The organism is Amycolatopsis coloradensis, assembly GCF_037997115.1.
Lineage (GTDB): Bacteria > Actinomycetota > Actinomycetes > Mycobacteriales > Pseudonocardiaceae > Amycolatopsis > Amycolatopsis coloradensis_A.
Genome location: NZ_CP150484.1, coordinates 4,758,987 through 4,776,865 on the forward strand (window position 1 = coordinate 4,758,987; position 17,879 = coordinate 4,776,865).

A 17,879-nucleotide genomic window follows, 5' to 3' on the forward strand; every position below is an offset into this window, starting at 1 on the left:
CGGCCAGCGCACCCCTCTCCGGATCCGGTCACGCAAAGCCTAGCGCCGTTCACGCCCCTTCCGTACGTCGAAGGCCCCTTTTCCCGCGGTAACAGCAGGAAAAGAGGCCTTCGCGCGATGCGGTTCAGTCGGTTTCGGCCAGCGCCTCCGCGAACTGGGCGGCATAGAGCCGGGAGTACGCACCACCGGTGAGCAGCAGCGTTTCGTGGTCGCCCTGTTCGACGATCGATCCGTTCTCCATCACCAGGATGACGTCCGCGTCGCGGATGGTGGAGAGCCGGTGCGCGATGACGAAACTCGTCCGTCCTTCGCGCAGCGAATTCATCGCCCGCTGGATCAGCACCTCGGTCCGTGTGTCGACGGAGCTGGTGGCCTCGTCGAGGATGAGTATCGCGGGCTTCGCCAGGAACGCCCGCGCGACGGTGATCAGCTGTTTCTCGCCGGTGCTGACCGTGCCGCCCTCGTCGTCGATCACCGTGTCGTACCCGTCGGGGAGGGTGCGGACGAACCGGTCGACGTGGGTCGCCTCGGCGGCCGCGACGATCTCGTCGTGCGTGGCGCCCTCCGAACCGTAGGCGATGTTCTCCGCGATGGTGCCGCCGAACAGCCACGCGTCCTGCAGCACCATGCCGGTCTTGGCCCGCAGGTCCTCGCGGTCCATCCCGGCGATGTCGACGCCGTCGAGGGTGATCCTGCCGCCGTCGAGTTCGTAGAACCGCATGAGCAGGTTGACCAGCGTGGTCTTCCCGGCGCCGGTCGGGCCGACGATGGCGACGGTGTGCCCCGGTTCGACGGTGAGCGACAGGTCCTCGATGAGCGGCGTGTCGTCGGTGTAGCGGAACGACACATGCTCGAACTCGACCTGGCCCCGCACGTTCGCCACGCGCGCGGGTTCGGCGGGCTCGGGTTCCTGCTCGTCCGCGTCGAGCAGTGCGAAGACCCGCTCCGCGGACGCGATCCCGGACTGCAGCAGGTTCGCCATGCTGGCGATCTGCGTGACCGGCTGGCTGAACTGCCGCGAGTACTGGATGAACGCCTGGACGTCGCCGAGCGACAGCGTCCCGGACGCCACCCGCAGCGCGCCGATCACGGCGACCAGCACGTAGCTCAGGTTCCCGATGAACATCATCGCGGGCTGGATGGTGCCCGAGATGAACTGCGCCTTGAAGCTCGCGCCGTAGAGCGTGTCGTTGTGCTCACGGAAGACCTCTTCGGCCTCCTCGCGGCGGCCGAACACCTTGACCAACGAGTGCCCGGTGTACATCTCCTCGATATGCGCGTTGAGCCGTCCGGTGGTGGACCACTGCTTGATGAACTGCGGCTGCGCCTTCTTGCCGATCTTGGCCGCGACGAGCACCGACGCCGGAACCGAAAGCAGCGCGACGAGCGCCAGCAGGGGCGAGATGACGAACATCATCACGAGCACGCCGACGACCATCAGCAGCGACGACACGATTTGCGCGAGGGTCTGCTGCAGGGACAGCGCGAGATTGTCGATGTCGTTGGTCGCCCGGCTCAGCACCTCGCCGCGCGGCTGGCGGTCGAAGTAGCTCAACGGAAGCTTGGCGAACTTCTCCTCGATCCGCTCACGCAGGTCGAACACCGCCCGCTGGACCAGGTTCGTGGTCAGCCTTGCCTGCAGCAGCGAGAAGAACGACGCCACGATGTAGAGCAGCAGGACCCACAACAGGACCTGGCCGACGGCGTCGAGGTCGATGCGCTGGCCGGGGACGAAATCGATCCCCGAGTACAGGTCGGCGACGGTGTTGTCGCCCGCGGCCCGCAGCCCGGCGATGACCTCTTCCTTGCTCACGCCCGCGGGCATGTCCTTCGCGACGACGCCCGCGAAGATGAGGTCCGTGGCCATCCCGAGGATCTTCGGGCCGATGACGCTCAGCGTGACACTGGCGATGCCGAAGAGCAGGATGCCGTACAGCACGGCGCGCTGCGGCTGCAGCAGGCGCAGCAGCCGTTTCAGGGATCCCTTGAAGTCCAGGGCCTTTTCGGCGGACTGCCCGCCCATGAAGCCGGCGGGGCCGCGCCCGAAACCGCCCCCTCCGGGGCCGGGTCCCCGTGCCGCGCTCGCGCGCTCGCCCACCGGCTCGGCCGGGGCGTTCTTGGTGTCCGAAGTGGACTCGGGCGCGCTCATCAGGCGGCCTCCTGCTCGGTCAGCTGGGACAGCACGATCTCCCGATAGGTCTCGTTCGTGTCCATGAGTTCGGTATGGGTTCCGCTGCCGACGACGCGGCCTTCATCGAGCACGACAATGCGGTCGGCGTTGCGGATCGTGCTGACCCGCTGCGCGACGATGACCACGGTCGCCTCGGCGGTCTCCGCCGCGAGCGCCCGCCGCAGCGCGGCGTCGGTCGCGTAGTCGAGCGCGGAGAAGGAGTCGTCGAAGAGGTAGATCTCGGGACGCCGCACCAGCATCCGCGCGATCGCGAGCCGCTGGCGTTGCCCGCCCGAGACGTTGGTCCCGCCCTGGGCGATGGGGGAGTTCAGCCCCTCCGGCATCCGCTCGACGAAGTCCTTGCCCTGAGCCACTTCCAGCGCGTGCCAGAGCTCTTCGTCGGTGGCGTCGGCCTTGCCGTAGCGAAGATTGCTCGCGACCGTCCCGGCGAACAGGTACGGCTTCTGCGGCACCAGCCCGACGGCGTCGGACAGCACGGTCTGATGCAGTTCGCGGACGTCGACGCCGTCGACCCGCACCGAGCCCTCGGTGGCGTCCATCAGCCGGGGGATCAGGTTGAGCAGCGTGGTCTTGCCGCTGCCCGTGCTGCCGATGATCGCGGTGGTCTCGCCGGGCAGTGCCAGCAGCGAGATCTCCTGCAGCACCGGCTTCTCCGCCCCCGGGTAACGGAATTCCACATCGGACAGTTCGAGCCGTCCGTGCACCTCGCCGGGGCTGACCGGGTTCGCGGGGAGGACGACGCTGGTGTGCGTGTCGAGCACCTCGGAGATGCGCTCGGCGCTGACCTCGGCGCGCGGCACCATCATGAACATGAAGGTGGCCATCATGACCGCCATCAGGATCTGCATCAGGTAGGACAGGAACGCGGTGAGCGCGCCGATCTGCATGCTGCCGTCGTCGATGCGCAGCCCGCCGAACCACAGCACGGCGACGCTGGAGGCGTTCATCACGAGCATGACGATGGGGAACATCAGGGCCATCAGCCTGCCGACGACGAGCGAGACGTCCAGCAGTTCGGTGTCGGCCTTGGTGAACCGCCGCCGTTCGTGCGTGTCCTTGACGAACGCCCGGATCACGCGGATGCCCATGATCTGCTCGCGCAGGATCTGGTTGATCTTGTCGATGCGCTCCTGCATCAGCCGGAACGCCGGACGCATCTTCGCGATGATGACCCCGACCGAGACGCCCAGGATCGGCACCGCGAGCACGAGCAGCCACGAGAGGGTGACGTCCTGGTTCAGCGCCATGATGATGCCGCCGAAGCACATGATCGGCGCGGACACCATCAGGGTGAAGGCCATCAACGTCAGCATCTGCACCTGCTGGACGTCGTTGGTGGTGCGGGTGATCAGCGACGGCGTCCCGAATTGGCCGACTTCGCGGGCGGAGAAGTCCTGGACCCGGTGGAAGATCGCGCCGCGGACGTCCCGGCCGACCGCCATCGCGGTCCGGGCGCCGTAGTAGACGGCACCGATCGAGCAGGCGATCTGCACCAGCGACACCAGCAGCATGACGCCGCCGACACCGAGGATGTAGTCGATGTCGCCCTTGACCACGCCGCCGTCGATGATGTCGGCGTTCAGCGTGGGGAGGTAGAGCCCGGCGAGGGTCTGGACGAACTGCAGCAGCACGATCAGCCACAGGTCTCGCCGGTACGGGCGCAGGTGAACGCGCAACAGCTTGGTCAGCACAACGGTTTCTCCCCCAGTGGTGGGTAGGGTGTTACTGCTTCTTCGGGTTCGCGCCGGTGAGCGAGGGGATGCCCGCCGCGGCCTCGTGCAGGAGGACGTCGAGCGTCTCCAGGAACGGCCTGGAGCCCTCGTCGATCAGCCAGCTGAAGAACGCGGTCTTCACCGCGGACTCCACGATCGCCGCCATGAGCCGCGCGTTCAACGCGTTTTCCGGGCCCGCGCCCGCACGCTCCAGGATGGCGTCCGCCAGTACCTGTTCGACCTTGGCGTGTGCCTTGAGGAACTCGCCCTGCACGGACGGGTGCAAGAGCAGTGACCGCGCCAGCTCGACCGAGCCGCGATTCGGTTCTCCCAGGCTGCCGTAGGCTTCCAGTGTCGCGGTACCGACAGCCTCCCACAGCGCCTCTCCCGAAGGCCGCTCGCGCAGCGCCTCCCGCAGGAGTTCCTGTCGTTCGACGATGAACGAGCAGATCGCCTCCTCCTTGCTGGAGAAGTAGTTGTTGAACGTGCGTGGCGAGACCCCGACAGCGGTGGCGATGTCCTCGACGCGGACCTGCTCGACGCCTCTCTCCATGGCGAGCTTGAGCGCCGCCTCGCTCATCGCGCGACGGGCCGCTCGCTTCTTGCGTTCGCGCAGCCCCAAGGGCGCGGCCGGGTCCAGGGTCATGCCGTCAGCCTAGAGAAAAGTTGCGTGGTACGCAAATTTATGCGCAGTCCGCACTTTTCGGGCGTCTACCGTGTCGCGGAACACTCAGATGCAGCCGAATGGCCTAGCGCGCCGCGCTCACCAGGCGTAACGCGTTCGTGACCACGTCACTGCCAGCGGTTAGACGGAAACCGACTGTGGACACGGATAGTGACTTCTGCTTGCATGGCCGTCGTTGTGCTGGGGAGTGCGACACGGGTCCGGGTATGCGAAGAGAAAGAAGTGGAAGCACATGGTGACGCGGGCTCGAGGCTTGCTTGACCGCTCACGGGTTCTTCTGGACCGTTCCAGGGTCGCCGCGGCGCAGTTCCTCGCCGCACCGCCCCGGCACGCTCCATCGGTTCCGCCGGTCGAACAACCGGTGGAACAGCGCCCGGCGGTGGAGGCGCCGGACGCCGGCGCGCTCGCCGGGGTCTGCTCCAATGTCGCGCTGCGCGACCTCAACCTGCTCGACCAGTTGCTCGCGCAGCTGGAGACGATGGAGGCGGGGGAGGAGAACTCCGACCGCCTCGCCGAGCTCTACCGCCTCGACCACCTGGCGACCCGGTTGCGGCGCAACGCCGAGAACCTGCGCGTCCTCGCCGGCCGCGACGCCGACGACACGACCGCCGGGATCTCGTCCGTGCTCGACGTGATGCGGGCCGCGATGTCGTCGATCGACCACTACTCGCGGATCACGATCGGCCGCGTCGTTTCGCTCGGTGTCGTCGGTTTCGCCGCCGAAGACGTCAGCCGGATCCTCGCGGAGCTGTTCGACAACGCGGCGAACCAGTCTTCGCCGAGTTCGCCGGTCAGCGTCAGCGCGCATCTGACCGAACAGGGAAGCGTGCTGATCCGCATCGAGGACGAGGGCATCGGCGTGCCGCCCGAACGCCTCGCGGCGTTGAACGAGCGGCTGGCGGCGGGTCCGGTGCTCGACGACGATTCCGTGCGGCATATGGGTCTCGCGGTCGTCGGCAGGCTCGCCGACCGGCACGAGATCACCGTCAAGCTCGACCGCCGCACCCCGCACGGCACGGTCGCGACCGTGCTGCTGCCGGTCCCGGTGGTGTCGGAATTGGCCGAGAAGCAGTGGTCCGGTTCGCAGACGGTCGTGCTGCCGCAGGCCAGGATCACCAACGGCGCGCCCGTGGGGAACCCGGTCGCGACACCGTCCGGGCTGCCGCGGCGCCGCCCGGCCCCCTCGGCGGCACCGGAACCGGAACGGAAGCCCAGCCCGCGTCCGCGCACGGCCTTCCAGCCGCCCGCCGACGGCGGCACCACGGCCAGCGGTCTGCCGCGCCGGGTTTCCCGCAGTATCAGAACTTTGCCCGACGAACCGGCCCCGCCGACCACCCCGCCCGCCGACGCGGCGGACGGGCACGAGGCGCTGCTGGCCGACCTCGATGCCTTCACCGACGGCGAACGTGCCGCCCTCGACGACCGGCACGAGCGTGAGACCGGAGGAAACACCCAGTGACCGCCCAGGACGCGACCACGGATTTCACGTGGTTGCTCGACGACTTCGTGCGTAAGGTGCACGGTGCCAGCCACGCGCTGATCATGTCCGTCGACGGCTTCCCTTTGACCGCGTCGGAATCGGTGTCCAGCGACGACGCCGAGCAGCTCGCGGCCATCGCGAGCGGTCTGCTCAGCCTCGCGGGCAACAGTGCCGCGCTGTTCGGCAAGGGCAGCTGCGAGCAGATCATCATCCGGCTCACCCGCGGATACTTCCTGTTCATGGGGATCGGTGCCGAGGCGGGTCTCGCGGTGCTCACCGAACCGGACTGCGACATGAAGGTCGTCGCCTACGAGATGACCCAGTTCATCACCAACGCCGGTCACGCGCTCACGCCCGAGGTGCGAGCGGGACTCCGGCAGGTCCTGACCGCCCGACGGCCGCAGGCCTGACAATCCGGAGAAGGAAAGGATGACCGTGTCCAGCGACCAATCTCCGGACCGGCCCGTCAAGATGCGCAGCCGCAGAATCCGGCCGTACGCGCTGACCGGCGGCCGGACGAAGAGCAGCCAGCTGCTGCTGGTGGAGACCTTGATCTCGGTCCCGCGTTACGACCCGTCACTGGCCGAGGCGCTGATGCCCGAATCGCGCTCGCTGTACGAGCGCGCCCGGGAGCGTTCGTCGATCGCCGAGCTTTCGGTGGGACTGGATCTGCCACTGGGCGTGGTCCGGGTGCTCATCGGCGACCTCGCCACCCAGGGCGCCGTTTTCGTGCACCCGACGGCCCACGCCTACAACCACGATACGAACGTGCTCGAGAGGATCCTCGATGGACTCAAGCGCCTCCCGGTCTGACCCCAGTCTGCTGGCGATTTCCGCCAAGATCGTGGTCGCCGGTGGATTCGGCGTGGGCAAGACGACCTTCGTCGGCTCCGTCTCCGAGGTCCCGCCACTGAGCAACGAGGCCTGGATGACCGAGGCGGGGGCCGGCGTCGACGAGCTGGTGCCGCCCGGAACCAAATCCACCACCACGGTCGCGATGGACTTCGGCCGAATCACCCTGCGTGAGGACCTGCTCCTGTACCTGTTCGGCACCCCCGGACAGGCCCGGTTCTGGTTCCTCTGGGACGACCTCTCGCGCGGCGCGCTCGGCGCCGTCGTGCTGGTCGACACCAGCCGGATCGACCAGTCGTTCGCCGCGATCAACTACTTCGAGAACGACTCCGAGCTGCCGTTCATCGTCGCGGTCAACCAGTTCGAGGGAATGCCGGTGCACGACCTCGAAGAGGTGCGCGACGCGCTGGCGCTGTCCCCGGACATCCCGCTGGTCACCTGCGACGCCCGCGACCCGAAGTCGGCGGTCGCGACGCTGCAGGAACTGGTGTCGCACACGCTGTCCCTCGCGGTGGTCTCCGGGCCTGGTCGCGAGTTCGCCGTACTCAGCTGAACGGTTCTGGGAGGAACGTCGAGGATGCGCAAGGTTCTGATCGTCGGTGCCGGACAGTCGGGGTTGCAGCTGGCCTTGAGCTTGCTCGCGCACGACTACGACGTCACGGTGATGTCGGCGCGGACGCCGGACGAGATCCGGTCCGGGAAGGTGATGTCGACCCAGTGCATGTTCCACTCCGCTCTGCAGCACGAGCGGGACCACAAGCTGAACCTGTGGGAGGAAGAGACCGTCAAGGTCGAAGGGCTCGGCGTTTCCATCGCGGGACCGGACTCCAGCCGGGTGCTGGACTGGTTCGGGCCGCTGGAGCACTACGCGCAGTCGGTGGACCAGCGGGTGAAGATGGCCGCCTGGCTCGAACTGGTGGAGGACCGCGGCGGCAAGGTCGTCATCCACGGCGTCACCACGTCGGATCTCGCCCCGCTGGCGAAGCTGTACGACCTGGTCGTCATCGCGGCGGGCAAGGGTGAGCTGGTCCAGTTGTTCGACCGGATGCCGGAGCGTTCGCCCTACACCGAACCCCAGCGCGCGCTTTCGCTGGCTTACGTGCACGGACTGGAGCGCAGGCCCGAGCACCCGGACAAGGCGGCGGTGCGGTTCAACATCATCCCCGGTGTGGGTGAGCTGTTCATGATCCCCGCGTACACGCTGAGCGGGAACTGCGACATCCTGTTCTTCGAGGGTGTCCCCGGCGGCCCGCTCGACTGCTGGGACGACCGGCCGTCGCCGCAGCAGCATCTCGACCGGATCCTGTCGCTGATGAAGCAGTTCCTGCCGTGGGAGTACGAGCGGTCCCGGAACGCCGTGCTGACCGACGACAAGGCGACGCTGGCGGGCGGATACACGCCCGTCGTGCGGAACGCGGTCGGCAAGCTCGACTCGGGGACCGCCGTGCTCGGCATGGCCGACGTCGTGGTGGCCAACGACCCGATCACCGGCCAGGGTTCCAACAACGCGAGCCACTGCGCGGCGTCCTATCTGGACTCGATCCTCGAACGCGGCGACAAGCCGTTCGACGAGGAGTGGATGTCCGCGTCGTTCGAGAAGTACTGGGAGTACGCCCAGCACGTGACGACCTGGACCAACGCGATGCTGCAGCCGCCGCCCCCGCACGTGCTCCAGATCATCGGCGCGGCGGGGGAGAAGCCCGCCGTGGCGAAGCGGTTCGCGAACGGGTTCTCCGATCCGACCGACTTCCAGCACTGGTTCCTGGACCCCGCGAAAGCGGAGAAATACCTGGCCGAGGTCTGATTCCAGGACCGCGACGGTCCCGCGATCGGGTTCGCGGGGCTGTCGCGGTGCGCCGTTTCGGGCTACCGTGGTCACCGTCTGTGAGTACGGTCGGTGACGGCAGCGGAGGTGCGGCTCGATGCGTTCGATGTGGAAGGGCTCGGTGTCCTTCGGGCTGGTGAGCATCCCGATCCAGCTGTACGCGGCCACCGAGAACAAGAACGTCTCGCTGCGCCAGGTGCACGAGGCCGACGGCGGCCGGATCCAGTACAAGCGGTTCTGCACGATCGACGGCGAGGAAGTGCCCTACGCCGAGATCGCCAAGGGCTACGAACTGCCCGACGGCGAGATGGTCGTGCTCACCGACGAGGACATGTCCGAGCTGCCGCTGGCGTCGTCGCGGGCGATCGACGTGCTCGAGTTCGTGCCGCTGGAGTCCATCGACCCGATCCAGTTCGACAAGACCTACTACCTCGAACCGCAGAAGAACGCCGTCAAACCGTACGTGGTCCTGCGTGACGCGCTGCAGAAGGCGAGCCACGTGGCGGTCGCGAAGGTCGCCATCCGGCAGCGGGAGACGCTCGCGATCCTGCGGGTCCACAGCGACGTCCTGACGATGACGACGATGTTGTGGCCCGACGAGGTCCGCGTCCCGGACTTCGGGTTCCTGCACGACGATCCGCCGCAGGTGCGGCCGCAGGAGCTGACGATGGCGGGTTCGCTGATCGACTCGCTCTCGGAGCCGGTGTTCGAGCAGGACAAGTACACCGATTCCTACCGTGAGGCCCTGGAAGCCATGATCGAGGCCAAGGCCGCGGGCAACCAGACGACGAAGCCGAAGGTCGTCGGCGCGAAGGCCGACGTCGTCGACCTCATGGAGGCATTGCAGGCCAGTGTGAGCGAGGCGAAGAAGAGCCGGAAGCCCGCAGCCGCCAAGAAGACCACGGCGGCCAAGAAACCCGCGTCGGGCAAGCGAACCCCGAAGAGCGCCTGACCCTCCTTTATGGACTGTTGTGCCCGGTGGCACCCGCCGGGTACCACGACACGCCGCGCGTATGCCAGGATTTGTCGTCCCTCGGTGGTAATAAGGCAATCGAGGAGAACTTTTCCGAAGCGATCTTCGATCCTGATCGCGGGAGGCGGCATGACCATGGAGTGCGCGTTCTGCGCCGGCGGGCTCGATCACTGCCACGGGACCCTGGTGGTCCACGTCGACGGTGGTTTCACCGAATGCAGCGAAGACGGCTGCGTCGACCTCGACTTCTCCCGGCACGCGCTGACGATCGACTGTTTCGACGTCGACGGCGGCTGCTCGTGCGCGGAGATGGCGGCACGGCTGCTGCTGCGGGCTTCTTGACCGGCGGCCAATACACCAGTCCGGCCCGATTCGGGCGATCGCGCCCGATTGCCACTCGAAGGTGTATGCGTTCGTGTACATCGTGGCCGGGAATGTGTTAACTATGACGGGGTCCTCCGGCTCTCCCTCCCCCTCGGAGCCGGGGGACCCCTTCATGTCACGGTGCTTCCTTCGCGGTGTCGTGGATCGGCGCCCCGTTGTAGGAGCGGATGGCCTCCCAAACACCGTCCCCGTCCGCGTAGTCACGGGCGGGCAGCGTGCCCAAGGGGCCTAGGACATCGTCGCCCGCTCCGGCCGCCGCGGCGGCCCGCAGGAGTTCGTCGCGTCCACACGGGTACTTCGCTTCCGTCAAGTACGGGCGAGGGTCCGTCCCTGCCATCGGCTTTCCTCCTTCTCGTCGTCCGATGCGGATACCCGGCGAACGGAGAACGAAAACGGCCCGGTCACCCGGCGTGAGGGGACGCCGGGTGCCCGGGACGTTCAGGAGCCGGTACCTGAGGGCTCGGTACCGGTTCGGTCAGGTGCTCAGTACCAGTGGGCGCGACCGCCGATGGCCTTCCCGGTGTTCCCGAGAACGGCCAGGATGATGCCGATGACCGCCAGCGCGATCCCGATCGAGTACAGGACGGGGATGCTGGCGATGACACCGACGACAATCAGGATGACGCCGAGAATGATCACGGGAACACCTTCTCCTTCGTAGTCGCCCCGGCCCGCGTTCCGCCGGAGTGTGGCTACCAAGGGGATTCCCGCCCCGATCGGCGGGAAACAGGTCCATCCGGCCGAAGTTTTCCCGCATTCGGCCTAGTGACTGCCCGGCCTCGTGAGTGGTGAGGACGGTTAGAACCGTCCTTACCACTCACGAGACGGTCGAACTCAGTACCGGTAGTGGTCCAGCTTGTACGGACCCTCGACGTCCACGCCGATGTACTCGGCCTGGCGCTTGGTCAGCTTGGTCAGCCGGACGCCCAGCGCGTCGAGGTGCAGGCGGGCCACCTTCTCGTCGAGGTGCTTCGGCAGCACGTGGACGTCGGTGGTGTACTCGCCCTGCTTCGTGAACAGCTCGATCTGCGCGATCGTCTGGTTGGTGAAGGAGTTCGACATCACGAAGCTCGGGTGGCCGGTCGCGTTCCCGAGGTTCATCAGCCTGCCCTCGGACAGCACGATGATCGAGTGCGCCTCGCGGTCCGCCGTGGCGGGGAAGACCCACTCGTGCACCTGCGGCTTGATCTCGATCTTCTTGATGCCCGGGATCTTCGCCAGGCCGGCCATGTCGATCTCGTTGTCGAAGTGCCCGACGTTCGCGACGATCGCGTTGTGCTTCATCTTGGCCATCTGGTCGGCCATGATGATGTCGAAGTTGCCGGTGGTGGTGATGAAGATGTCGCCGCGCCCGACGACGTCGTCGAGCTCCACGACGTCGAGGCCCTCCATCGCCGCCTGCAGTGCGCAGATCGGGTCGATCTCGGTGACGACCACGCGGGCGCCCTGGCCGCGCAGCGATTCCACGGCGCCCTTGCCGACGTCGCCGTAGCCGCAGACGACCGCGACCTTGCCCGCGATCATCACGTCGGTGCCGCGGTTGAGACCGTCGATGAGCGAGTGGCGGATGCCGTACTTGTTGTCGAACTTCGACTTCGTGACCGAGTCGTTCACGTTCATCGCAGGGAAGAGCAGCTCGCCTTCCTTGGCGAGCTTGTAGAGCCGCTTGACGCCGTTGGTGGTCTCCTCGGTGACTCCGCGGACCTCCTTGGCGATGCGGGTGAACCGGCTGGTGTCGCGGCCGAGGCTCTCGCGCAGGGTCTCCAGGACGAGGTGGTACTCCTCGGGGTCCTCCTCGGTCGCCTGCGGAACGGCGCCGGCGGCCTCGAACTCGACGCCCTTGTGGATCAACAGCGTCGCGTCACCACCGTCGTCCAGGATCATGTTCGGGAGGCGGCCGTCACCGAAGTCGAAGAGCTGGTCGGTGCACCACCAGTACTCGGCGAGCGTCTCGCCCTTCCACGCGAACACCGGCGAACCCGACGGCTTCTCGACGGTGCCCTCCGGGCCGACGACGACGGCCGCGGCCGCCTCGTCCTGCGTGGAAAAGATGTTGCAGGACACCCAGCGCACCTCGGCGCCCAGCGCGACGAGCGTCTCGATCAGCACGGCGGTCTGCACGGTCATGTGCAGTGAACCCGCGACCCGCGCGCCCTTCAGCGGCTGGGAGCCGGCGTATTCGCGGCGCAGCGCCATCAAGCCGGGCATCTCGACCTCGGCGAGGCGCAACTGCTTGCGGCCGGCCTCGGCGAGGGAAAGGTCGGCGACGGCGAATTCGATCCCGTTGACCTTGGACAGGGTCGGGCTCATGGGTTCTCCAATCATCAAGGAAGGCAGGGCGGAGCTGTCCTTTACGCCCGTGGCGGAAAGGACGGTGTCACTGCGGGGTTCAGCGCACGGCCTCGACGACGAGGGCCGGAAAAGGGTTCAGACGCAACAAAGGCACCTCCACAGTGGGAGGCGCCCTTACGTCTGTCGCAGCGGGCCGAGCGTGGCGGAAGAATTCCGTCGCAGCGCCTCTCGACCCGGAACCAGAATGGCAAAACGCCGCGAGCGCTGTCAAGGCGACACGGATCGCTCCGCAGGCGAGAGGAATTCGGCGCGGACGCCCAGCAGGCGGACCGGTCTGCCGAGGTCGAACATGCCGAGCACGGCCAGCGCCGCCTTCTCGATTTCGGCGGGATCCGAGGTTCGCGCGGGCAGGGTCACGCTGTGCGTATGGGTCTGGAACGGGGCGAACCGGACCTTGACCGCGACTCGCGCGGCGGGCCTGCCTTCCTCGGCGACGTCCTGCGAGACGCGTTTCGCCAGTGCGACGACCTCCGCGGCCATGGCCTCCGGATCGGTGAGGTTCTGTTGAAAAGTCGTCTCACGGCTACGGGATCGCGCGACGTACGGCGTCGCGGTGACCTCGGCGTCGCCGATTCCGCCGGCCAGGATCCGATACCACGGGCCGAGCTTCGGACCGAACCGGGCCGCGAGGTCCGCCACATCGGCGCCGGCCAGTTCCAGCACGGTGTGATAGCCGGCCTCGGCGAGCTTCTTCGTGGTCTTGGTGCCGATGCCCCAAAGGGCGTCCGTCGGCCGCTCGGCCATGACGTCCCACCAGTTGTCCTGGACGAGCCGGAAGACCCCCGCCGGTTTGGCGAATCCGGTGGCGAGTTTGGCACGCAGCTTGTTGTCCCCGACGCCGACGGAGCAGGAAAGCCCGGTCTCTTCGGCCACTTCCCGCCGGATGTCGGCGGCGAGTGCTTCGGGATCGTCTGAGGTGACGCCGAGGAACGCTTCGTCCCAGCCGAGCACTTCGACGACCACGGGGAATTCCCGCAGCGTCGCCATCACCTGATCGGAGACCTCTTGGTACGCGGGCGGGTCCGTGGCGAGGAAGATCGCCTCAGGGCAGCGTTTTGCGGCGGTTCGCAGGGGCATCCCGGACCGGATGCCGAACTCCCGAGCTTCGTACGACGCCGTCGCCACCACGGCCCGTTCCGCCGGATCGCCCGTGCCGCCGACGATGACGGGCTTACCGCGCAGCTCAGGCCGCCGGGCGACCTCGACCGCCGCGATGAACTGGTCGAGGTCGACGTGGAGTACCCAGGGCACCCGCTCCCGGACGGCCATGAAACAGACCTTAAGCCCGTTCGGCGAGCTCGTCGCGCATCCGCTGCTCGTTCTCCTGCAGCTCGGTGGTGAAGTTCTCGCCGAAGTCCTCGGCTTCGAGGATCTTGCGGACCTCGAGCACGGTGTCGCCGGTCGGGGGAGTGGGGCAGCGCTTCGCCCACTCGATCGCCTCGGCGCGCGAAGGGACATCAACGATCCAGAAGCCGCCGACGAGTTCCTTGGCTTCGGTGAACGGGCCGTCGGTGACGGTGGCCCCTGCCGCGTTCAGCGTGACCCGTGCGCCCTTGGAGCTTTCCTGCAGGCCTTCGCCACCGACCAGCACTCCGGCGTCGAGCATCTCCTGGTTGAACTTCGCCATTGCGGTCAAAGCCTCCATCGGCGGCATCTTCCCGGCTTCGGAATCCTCGTCCGCCTTGATGATGATCATGAACCGCATGCGTCTTCCTCCCAGTGAACCGGACGTATCGCCCGGACTCTACCGGTGGACGGGAAGACGATCAGGGACGCCCGAACCGGGACAGGTGCACGATCACCGCCGCGGTCACGGTGATCATCCCGGTCAACAGCAGGGTCGGACTGTCCACGATGATGCCCAGCAGCATCAACAGCCCCGCGGTGATGTCGAGGCTGAGAAGGAGAGCCAGGCGGAGCAGAGGGGGCCGGGCGGGCCTGCCAGACCGGAGCCGGGCGGCCAAAGCCGGCTCGGTGAGCTCGAACCAGCGCTCGATCTTCTCCAGCTCTTGCCGATCGTGATGGCTCAGCATCGGGTTCTCCTTCGGCGCGCCCCGGCCGTCGACATCCACGGAATACCCAGGAGCGGAGCCGGATAAGCATCGAATTTCGCCGAGCTCTGTATAACGACCTATATGGCCGAGGAACGAAGATCCTTCGAGGAGCTAACCATTGCGCCATTAGGGGTTTCAGCACGCTGAAAGATCGTCAAGGAGGAGAAGGCTCTGTAGTTTTCCCGCTTGTGGCCAGGGCGGCCGCGGGCTGCGCCATCTGGGAGGACGCGAGCGATGACCATACCCACCGAACCGATCGGCAGTATTCCCCGTCCCGGCTATCTCATCGAAGCACTCGGTGAGCACGCGGCCGGACGGCTTGACGCCGACGGACTCGGCGAGTCGCGGGAACAAGCTCTCGTGGAGACGATCAAACGGCTGGAAGAGACCGGCTCGCCGGTCATCACCGACGGCGAACAAGGTAAGCCGAGTTTCGCCACGTATCCCTTGGCTGGCCTCACTTCGCTGGCGCCCGACGGCGTCATCATCCCGTTCGCCGATGGGCACACCCGGCAGCTTCCCAGGCTGACCGCCGGACCGTTCCGCTATCAGGCCTACGCCGACGCCTATCTGCGCGAAGCCAAGAAGTACGCGACTCGACCGGTGAAGCAGGCGGTGATCGCGGCTTCGGCGATCAGTCTCGTCTATCCCGGTGAAGAATTGGCCGGATATGGCAAAGAACAGTTCCTCGCCGACCTGGTGAACGAGGCGGAGGCCGACATCCGCCGCAGTCTCGACGCGGGTGCGGACAGCGTCCAGATCGACTTCACCGAAGCCCGGTTGTCGCTGAAGCTCGATCCGTCCGGCGGACTGCTGAAGTCCTTTGTGGACTTGAATAACACCGTACTGGACCGGTTCTCCGAGGAGGAGCGGAAGAGGATCGGCGTGCACACCTGTCCCGGCGGGGACCAGGACTCCGTGCACAGCCTGGACGTCGACTACGCCGAGCTGCTGCCGACGTTGTTCCGGTTGAACGTGGGCAACGTCTACGTCCAGCTGGCCAGCGAGGCGGATCCCGAGCGGGCGCTGCGGGTCATCGCCGAGCACTCTCGCCCGGAGCAGCGGGTCTTCGTCGGCGTGACCGATCCGATCGACCCGCGCGTCGAAACCGCCGAAGAGGTCCGGGACAGGGTTCTGCAGGCGGCGCGGTACATCCCGCCGGACCGGCTGGGCACCTGTGACGACTGCGGTTTCTCACCGTTCGCCGACGACACTTCGACGTCGCGGGACACCGCGTTCGCCAAGATCGCCGCCCGCGTCGAAGGTACGCGTCTCGCCGTCGAATCCCTCTGAGTTCGTGTGATGGGCGCCTTCGGTCAGTTCTGTACCGCGACCCGGATGCCGAGTCCGACCAGGAAGGTGCCCATCACCGCGTCCATCGTGCGGCGCACCCTGCCGGAGCTGAAGAACCTCCGCAGCGAACCGACCAGCGTCGCCAGGACGAAGGTCCAGACGACGGCCACCGTGGTGGCCAGCACGGCCAGCTGCAGGGTTTGCGCTGTCGAGGCCGAATGCGGAAGGAACTGGGGGATCAGCGCGAGAAAGAACATCGCGACCTTCGGGTTGAGCAGGTTGGTGAGCAGTCCCTGCCGGAACGCCTCCTTGGGCGCGACGACGGGCGCCACCCTGTCCTTGAGTTCGCTGTAGTCGCCGCGGCGCACCGCCAGCCACGCCTTGACGCCGAGGAAGATCAGGTACCCGGCACCGATCAGCTTCACCACGGTGAAGGCGATCGCCGACGCGGTGAGGATCGCCGCGACCCCGAGCGCGATCGCGACCACCCAGACGAAGACGCCGAGCGCGATACCGAGTCCGGCGGCGATCCCGGCCTTGCGCCCGCCGAGGATCGCGCTGCGGGTCACCACCAGGAAATCCGGGCCTGGTGCCATGGCACCGAGCAGGCAGATCAACACGAACGACAGTGCGGTGGTCCCGGAGATCATTTTTCGATGCTATCCGGTTCGTCGATGTCCCTGGTCATGACAGCGCCCGGTACGTCGACGCCGTCGGGCGTCGTGACGGTGACCCGTTCGACTTCGGTGAAGCCGAACGACCGGTAGAGCGGGACACCGGGCAGGGTCGCGGTCAGTGTCAGCGACGTGAATCCCTCGGCCTTCGCGGCGAGACGACAGGACTCGAGGATCGCGCGCCCGAGCCCGCGGCGTGTCCAGTCGCCGCGGACGAACATGGCGCGCACGCGCGCGGGTTCGGTGGCCGGATCGAGCGGACGGTCGTCGTCCGACGCGTCGCCGGCGCCCGCGTGGGTTTTGTTGCGCCTGCTCCAGCCTCCGCAGGCGACGATCTCGCCGTCCGTCTCGTGCACGAAGTAAGTGCCGTCTTCGATCAGCCGTAGGTCGAGGCGCGCGATATGGTCCGCCGCGCTCGCGGTCTGCCTTTCGTCGTAGAACCGGGGGAACAACTCCAGCACCGAGGCCCGCATCAGCGCCGCGATGGCGGGCGCGTCGGCGAGGGTGGCCGCCCGCTGCGGCGGCGTGTCCATCGTCATGTCGCGGAAGATAGCCAACGACCGCGGCCCGGACTATCGGATAATCACGTGGTGATCACCGACGACGGCTGCGAGCTGTGGACCTCGGCGACCGGCGGGGGCGAGCCGATCCTGTGCTGCCACGGCGGTCCCGGTCTGTGGGACATGTTCGGCACCCTCGATCTCGGTCCGCGGTTCCGGTTGATCCGGTGGGATCAGCGCGGTGCCGGGCGTTCGGAAGCGCGCGGTCCGTACACACTCGAACGGATGGTCGCCGACGTCGACGCCGTCCGCGAGTGGCACGGCCTCGACCGCGTCGCGGTTCTCGGGCATTCGTGGGGTGCGCATCTCGGCCTCCTCTACGCGCTGGCGCGACCGGAACGAGTGAGCGCGCTCGTGTACGTGTCGGGTGTCGGCCTCGGTCACGATTGGCGCGCGGAGTTCGAGCGGAACTTCGAGCGAGTGGTGGGGGAGAAGCCTCGCGGCGAGGGCCGCGAAAGCGCGATATGGCAGTGGACGGCCGATTTCGTGGCCGACGGCGCGCGCCACGCCGAAGCGATGGCGACACCCTGGTTCCCGGTCAACTACGAGGCGAACACGGCGCTCAGCGAGGAGATGCGGGCCGTGCCGGAGTCGGAGCTCGTCTCGGCCAGCGAGTCACTGCGGGTGCCGACACTGATCGTGGACGGCATGGCCGACAACCGGCCACGGTGGGCCGTCGACTCGTTGGAGCAGGCCCTGCCGTCGGTGAAGCGGGTGCGGATCGAGGATGTCGGGCACGTGCCGTGGCTGGAGGCGCCGGACGAGTTCCGTTCCGCTGTGACCGGCTTCCTGGGTAACCGCGGTGGGTCGTGAGTGGCGATTCGGGTTAGAACCAGATCGGAAG

Annotated in this window: 20 protein-coding genes; 9 read left to right on the forward strand and 11 right to left on the reverse strand. The window is 67.3% G+C overall.

What is annotated here, in order from left to right:
* Positions 1–124: 124 nt before the first annotated feature.
* Genes LCL61_RS22275 through LCL61_RS22285 form a run of 3 tightly spaced genes read right to left on the reverse strand, consistent with a single transcriptional unit; the run spans position 125 to position 4,549 of the window.
* The gene (locus tag LCL61_RS22275; RefSeq protein WP_425341927.1) at positions 125–2,149 is read right to left on the reverse strand and encodes an ABC transporter ATP-binding protein; all 2,025 of its coding nucleotides are present in this window, start codon (positions 2,147–2,149) and stop codon (positions 125–127) included.
* Complete coding sequence (locus LCL61_RS22280) at positions 2,149–3,882, reverse strand: ABC transporter ATP-binding protein (RefSeq protein WP_340681483.1); 1,734 nt, start codon at positions 3,880–3,882, stop codon at positions 2,149–2,151. Before LCL61_RS22280 ends, LCL61_RS22275 begins: the two co-directional genes overlap by 1 nt.
* A 31-nt stretch (positions 3,883–3,913) precedes the next feature.
* Positions 3,914–4,549, reverse strand: coding sequence for a TetR/AcrR family transcriptional regulator (locus LCL61_RS22285; RefSeq protein WP_340681484.1), 636 nt, complete (start codon positions 4,547–4,549; stop codon positions 3,914–3,916).
* Positions 4,550–4,820: 271 nt separating this feature from the next.
* Here LCL61_RS22285 and LCL61_RS22290 point away from each other — a divergent pair, with 271 nt between their 5' ends.
* The 7 genes from LCL61_RS22290 (at position 4,821) to LCL61_RS22320 (ending at position 10,060) form a co-directional block, all read left to right on the forward strand.
* The gene (locus tag LCL61_RS22290) at positions 4,821–6,047 is read left to right on the forward strand and encodes an ATP-binding protein (protein ID WP_340681485.1); all 1,227 of its coding nucleotides are present in this window, start codon (positions 4,821–4,823) and stop codon (positions 6,045–6,047) included.
* Positions 6,044–6,478: a roadblock/LC7 domain-containing protein gene (locus tag LCL61_RS22295; RefSeq protein ID WP_340681486.1), complete on the forward strand. Its 435-nt coding sequence runs from the start codon at positions 6,044–6,046 to the stop codon at positions 6,476–6,478. Before LCL61_RS22290 ends, LCL61_RS22295 begins: the two co-directional genes overlap by 4 nt.
* Before the next feature lie 19 nt (positions 6,479–6,497).
* A complete protein-coding gene (locus LCL61_RS22300) occupies positions 6,498–6,881 on the forward strand; it encodes a DUF742 domain-containing protein (RefSeq protein WP_016334731.1) in 384 nt (127 codons plus the stop codon).
* Positions 6,856–7,473, forward strand: a complete 618-nt coding sequence (locus LCL61_RS22305) for a GTP-binding protein (protein ID WP_340681487.1) — start codon at positions 6,856–6,858, stop codon at positions 7,471–7,473. The genes LCL61_RS22300 and LCL61_RS22305 overlap by 26 nt, the downstream gene beginning before the upstream one ends.
* Before the next feature lie 24 nt (positions 7,474–7,497).
* A complete protein-coding gene (locus LCL61_RS22310; RefSeq protein ID WP_340681488.1) occupies positions 7,498–8,724 on the forward strand; it encodes a styrene monooxygenase/indole monooxygenase family protein in 1,227 nt (408 codons plus the stop codon).
* A 118-nt stretch (positions 8,725–8,842) separates the two neighbouring features.
* A complete protein-coding gene (locus LCL61_RS22315; protein ID WP_340681489.1) occupies positions 8,843–9,697 on the forward strand; it encodes a Ku protein in 855 nt (284 codons plus the stop codon).
* A 150-nt stretch (positions 9,698–9,847) separates the two neighbouring features.
* Positions 9,848–10,060 (forward strand): hypothetical protein, encoded by a 213-nt coding sequence (locus LCL61_RS22320; protein WP_340681490.1) that lies wholly within the window; start codon positions 9,848–9,850, stop codon positions 10,058–10,060.
* A gap of 157 nt (positions 10,061–10,217) precedes the next feature.
* Here the strand turns inward: LCL61_RS22320 and LCL61_RS22325 are convergent, their stop codons facing one another.
* The 6 genes from LCL61_RS22325 to LCL61_RS22350 form a co-directional block, all read right to left on the reverse strand.
* The gene (locus tag LCL61_RS22325; RefSeq protein ID WP_125683198.1) at positions 10,218–10,439 is read right to left on the reverse strand and encodes a DUF2795 domain-containing protein; all 222 of its coding nucleotides are present in this window, start codon (positions 10,437–10,439) and stop codon (positions 10,218–10,220) included.
* Between the two features lie 146 nt (positions 10,440–10,585).
* Positions 10,586–10,741: a DUF6131 family protein gene (locus tag LCL61_RS22330; protein ID WP_007034891.1), complete on the reverse strand. Its 156-nt coding sequence runs from the start codon at positions 10,739–10,741 to the stop codon at positions 10,586–10,588.
* A 195-nt stretch (positions 10,742–10,936) separates the two neighbouring features.
* Positions 10,937–12,412 (reverse strand): adenosylhomocysteinase, encoded by a 1,476-nt coding sequence (gene ahcY, locus LCL61_RS22335; protein ID WP_340681491.1) that lies wholly within the window; start codon positions 12,410–12,412, stop codon positions 10,937–10,939.
* Positions 12,413–12,661: 249 nt separating this feature from the next.
* On the reverse strand, positions 12,662–13,723 hold the full coding sequence (locus LCL61_RS22340; protein WP_340681492.1) for a DNA polymerase IV: 1,062 nt from the start codon (positions 13,721–13,723) through the stop codon (positions 12,662–12,664).
* A 10-nt stretch (positions 13,724–13,733) separates the two neighbouring features.
* Positions 13,734–14,159: a YciI family protein gene (locus LCL61_RS22345; protein WP_340681493.1), complete on the reverse strand. Its 426-nt coding sequence runs from the start codon at positions 14,157–14,159 to the stop codon at positions 13,734–13,736.
* Positions 14,160–14,220: 61 nt separating this feature from the next.
* Positions 14,221–14,487, reverse strand: coding sequence for a DUF3040 domain-containing protein (locus LCL61_RS22350; protein ID WP_340681494.1), 267 nt, complete (start codon positions 14,485–14,487; stop codon positions 14,221–14,223).
* Between the two features lie 255 nt (positions 14,488–14,742).
* Here LCL61_RS22350 and LCL61_RS22355 point away from each other — a divergent pair, with 255 nt between their 5' ends.
* Positions 14,743–15,801: a cobalamin-independent methionine synthase II family protein gene (locus LCL61_RS22355; protein WP_340681495.1), complete on the forward strand. Its 1,059-nt coding sequence runs from the start codon at positions 14,743–14,745 to the stop codon at positions 15,799–15,801.
* Between the two features lie 23 nt (positions 15,802–15,824).
* Here LCL61_RS22355 and LCL61_RS22360 read toward each other — a convergent pair whose 3' ends face one another.
* Both LCL61_RS22360 and LCL61_RS22365 read right to left on the reverse strand, forming a co-directional pair.
* Positions 15,825–16,451, reverse strand: a complete 627-nt coding sequence (locus LCL61_RS22360; RefSeq protein ID WP_340681496.1) for a LysE family translocator — start codon at positions 16,449–16,451, stop codon at positions 15,825–15,827.
* Complete coding sequence (locus tag LCL61_RS22365) at positions 16,448–17,014, reverse strand: GNAT family N-acetyltransferase (protein ID WP_340681497.1); 567 nt, start codon at positions 17,012–17,014, stop codon at positions 16,448–16,450. The genes LCL61_RS22360 and LCL61_RS22365 overlap by 4 nt, the downstream gene beginning before the upstream one ends.
* Positions 17,015–17,065: 51 nt before the next feature.
* On the opposite strand from LCL61_RS22365, the gene LCL61_RS22370 reads away from it, so the two are divergent.
* Positions 17,066–17,848, forward strand: coding sequence for an alpha/beta hydrolase (locus LCL61_RS22370; RefSeq protein ID WP_340681498.1), 783 nt, complete (start codon positions 17,066–17,068; stop codon positions 17,846–17,848).
* Positions 17,849–17,879 lie beyond the last annotated feature (31 nt).